Origin of the sequence: Mesorhizobium sp. M4A.F.Ca.ET.090.04.2.1 (assembly GCF_003999085.1) — a bacterium.
Taxonomy (GTDB): Bacteria; Pseudomonadota; Alphaproteobacteria; order Rhizobiales; family Rhizobiaceae; genus Mesorhizobium.
Genome location: NZ_RZOT01000612.1, coordinates 1 through 3,374 on the forward strand (window position 1 = coordinate 1; position 3,374 = coordinate 3,374).

The following is a 3,374-nucleotide window of genomic DNA, read 5'->3' on the forward strand; positions in this document are numbered from 1 at the left end:
TGCCGAAGGCGCATGAGGCCGACGAGACGATCACCTTCGAGGCGATCCGCGCCGATGTCGAACGCGACACCGGCGTCAAGGTCCATGAGGTCAACTGGTTCTCGACCTACCGCGTCCATCATCGCGTCGCGGAACGCTTCCGCGCCGGCCGCGTGTTCCTGTGCGGCGATGCCGGCCACATCCACAGCCCCGCCGGCGGCCAGGGCATGAACACCGGCATGGGCGATGCGGTGAACCTCGCCTGGAAGCTCGCCGCCGTGGTCCAGGGCCGCGCCGATGCCCGCCTGCTCGACAGCTATGAGCCGGAGCGCATCGCCTTCGCCCACAAGCTGATCGAAAGCACCGACAAGGTGTTCCGCTTCGTCACCAGCCGCTCGCGGCTCGTCGGTATTTTCCGGCGCTACCTGATGCCGAAGATCATGAACGTCGCGCTGCATACCTCGTTCGGCTCGCGTGCCTTCTTCGGCGTGATCTCGCAGGCGGCGATCGAGTACCGCGCCGGGCCGATCAGCGCGGGCACGGCCGGCAAGGTCAGCGGCGGCGACCGCCTGCCTTATGTGGTCGGCGCGAGGGGCGACAATTTCGAGCCGCTGCGCTCGCTGGACTGGCAGGTCCATGTCTATGGCGAGGTCAATTGCGATTTCCGGGCGATGCTCGCGCCGAGCGGCATTCCGGTCCACGCCTTCGCCTGGTCCGAAGCGGCCGGCAAAGCCGGCTTGCTGCGTGACGCCGCCTATCTGGTGAGGCCCGACGGCCATGTCGCGCTCGCCTCGCCCATCCAGGAGGCGGCGACTTTCCAGCGCTATCTCGCCGGCCTCGCCATCAGGCCGAGGACCGCCGAGCGCGCGCCTTACCGTGTGGCCGGCACCATGCACAGCCTGGCCTGAACCTCACGGCGTCCGCCTGACCGGCGGGCGCCGAGCATAACCCCGATCGTCATTTGTCCGCCAGCCGGCGCAGCCGGCCGCGCGCCGGGATGGCGCGCGCCATTCAACGGAGTTGCATCATGACCAGCTTCAACCTTTCCGAATGGGCGCTGCGCCACCGGAGCTTCGTCATCTACCTGATGATCGCTGCAGCACTTGCCGGCCTCTACGCCTATCAAGGCCTCGGCCGCGAGGAGGACCCGCCCTTCACCATCAAGACCATGGTGGTGAAGACGATGTGGCCCGGCGCCACGACCAGCGACACGGTCGAGCAGATCACCGACCGCATCGAGAAGAAGCTCGAGGAACTGCCCGATCTCGACTACGTAAAGAGCTACACCAAGCCCGGCGAATCCGTCGTGTTCGTCAACCTCAAGGACACGGTCGCGGGCGACCAGGTGCAGCCGCTCTGGTACCAGGTGCGCAAGAAGCTCGACGACATCAAGCCGACGCTGCCGTCCGGCGTCCAGGGCCCGTTTTACAATGACGAGTTCGGCGACACCTATTCGCTGATCTACGCGCTCACCTCCGACAGTCTCAGCCATCGCGAGCTGAAGGACTTGGCCAGCAGCCTGCGCGCCGGACTGCTCACCGTGAAGGATGTCGCCAAGGTCGACCTGGTCGGCCAGCAGGACGAGAAGATCTACCTCGAATTCTCGACGCGGAAGGTGGCGGCGCTCGGCCTCGACGTCGGCACGCTGTCGCAGGCGCTGCAGGCGCAAAACGAGCTGACGCCGAGCGGCACGGTCGATGCCGGTCCCGAGCGCATCGCCATCCGCGTCTCGGGCAGCTTCACCTCCGAGGAGAGCCTGAAGGCGATCAATTTCTACGCCAACGGCCACTATTTCCGGCTGGGCGACGTCGCCGAGGTCAAGCGCGCCTATTCCGATCCGCCGCAGCCGCTGTTCCGCTTCAACGGCAGGCCGGCGGTCGGCATCGCGATCTCGATGACTGCTGGCGGCGACGCACTGGCGCTCGGCGAAAACGTCAAGGAGAAGATGCACGAGATGGAGGCCGAGCTGCCGCTCGGCGCCGAGCTCGGCCTGGTCGCCGACCAGTCGCATGTGGTGGAAGAATCCGTCGGCGAGTTCACCAAAAGCCTCGGCGAAGCGATCGCTATCGTGCTTGCCGTCTCGCTGCTGGCGCTCGGCTGGCGCCCCGGCATCGTGGTCGCCGTCGCCATCCCGCTGGTGCTGGCGATCACCTTCGTCACCATGGAGTATTTCGGCATCTCGCTGCAGCGCATCTCGCTCGGCGCGCTGATCATCGCGCTCGGCTTGCTGGTCGACGACGCCATGATCGCCGTCGAGATGATGATCTCGCGCATGGAGGAAGGCCACGACAAGATCTCGGCCGCCACCTATGCCTATACGTCCACCGCCTTCCCGATGCTCACCGGCACGAAGCCGGCGAATACTGCTTCTCGCTGTTCGCGGTCGTCGGCATCGCGCTGGTCGTCTCCTGGATCGTGGCGGTGCTGTTCACGCCGCTCACTGGCGTGTTCCTTTTTCCCGATCGCATCAAGGGCCACGGCAGCCATCAGCCTTCGCGCATCGCCCGCGTCTTCCAGGCACTGCTCGAGATGGCGATGCGGGCGAAATGGCTGGTGCTGTCGGCGACCGCCGGGCTGTTCGCGCTGTCGGTCGTTGCCATGGGCTTCGTCGGCCAGGAGTTCTTCCCGAAGTCCGACCGGCCGGAGGTCATGGTCGACCTCACCCTGCCGCGCACCGCCTCGATCAAGGCGACCGGCGCGGTGGTGGAGCGCGTGGAAAAGCTGCTCGCCGCCGATCCGGACATCGACCATTGGAGCTTCTATGTCGGCCAGGGCGCGGTCCGCTTCTACCTGCCGCTCGACGCGCAGCTCGCCAATGACTTCTTCGCCCAGGCGGTGGTGGTGACCAAGGGTCACGCCGTGCGCCAGGCCGTCATCGACCGGCTGGAGAAGAAGCTGTCGACCGGCTTCGACGACGTCATGGCTCGCGTCACGCCGCTCGAGCTCGGCCCGCCGGTCGGCTGGCCGCTAAAATTCCGCGTCAGCGGTCCGGACCCGGACAAGACACGCAGCCTCGCGCAGCAGTTCGCGCAGGTGCTGGGGAGCGATGCCGCGGTGCGCAACATCAACTACGACTGGAACGAGCCGGCAAAGGTCATCAAGGTCGAGGTCGACCAGGACCGGGCGCGCGCACTTGGCATCTCCTCGCAGCAGCTTTCCGAGACGATCAACGCGGTCCTGTCGGGCTCGAAGATCACGCAGATGCGCGACGACACCTACCTCGTCGACATCATCGCCCGCGCCGTGGAACAGGAACGCGCCAGTATCGACACGCTGCGCGGCCTGACGATCAGCGCGTCGGGCGGACGCCGCGTGCCGCTCGAGCAGGTGGCGACGCTCTCCTACCAGACCGAACCGCCGCTGATCTGGCGCCGCGGCCGCCTGCCGACGGTGAC

General features: G+C 66.7%; 2 protein-coding genes and 1 pseudogene. All 3 read left to right on the forward strand.

All coding sequences use genetic code 11. The features are described 5' to 3' along the window. A partial coding sequence (locus EN781_RS35875; protein WP_189347916.1) for an FAD-dependent monooxygenase occupies positions 1-887 on the forward strand: 887 nt, incomplete at its 5' end. Between the two features lie 179 nt (positions 888-1,066). Beyond that, positions 1,067-2,260 (forward strand): annotated as a pseudogene (locus tag EN781_RS35880) (efflux RND transporter permease subunit); the annotation flags it as partial. A gap of 164 nt (positions 2,261-2,424) precedes the next feature. Next, a partial coding sequence (locus EN781_RS35885) for an efflux RND transporter permease subunit (RefSeq protein ID WP_281034402.1) occupies positions 2,425-3,374 on the forward strand: 950 nt, incomplete at its 3' end.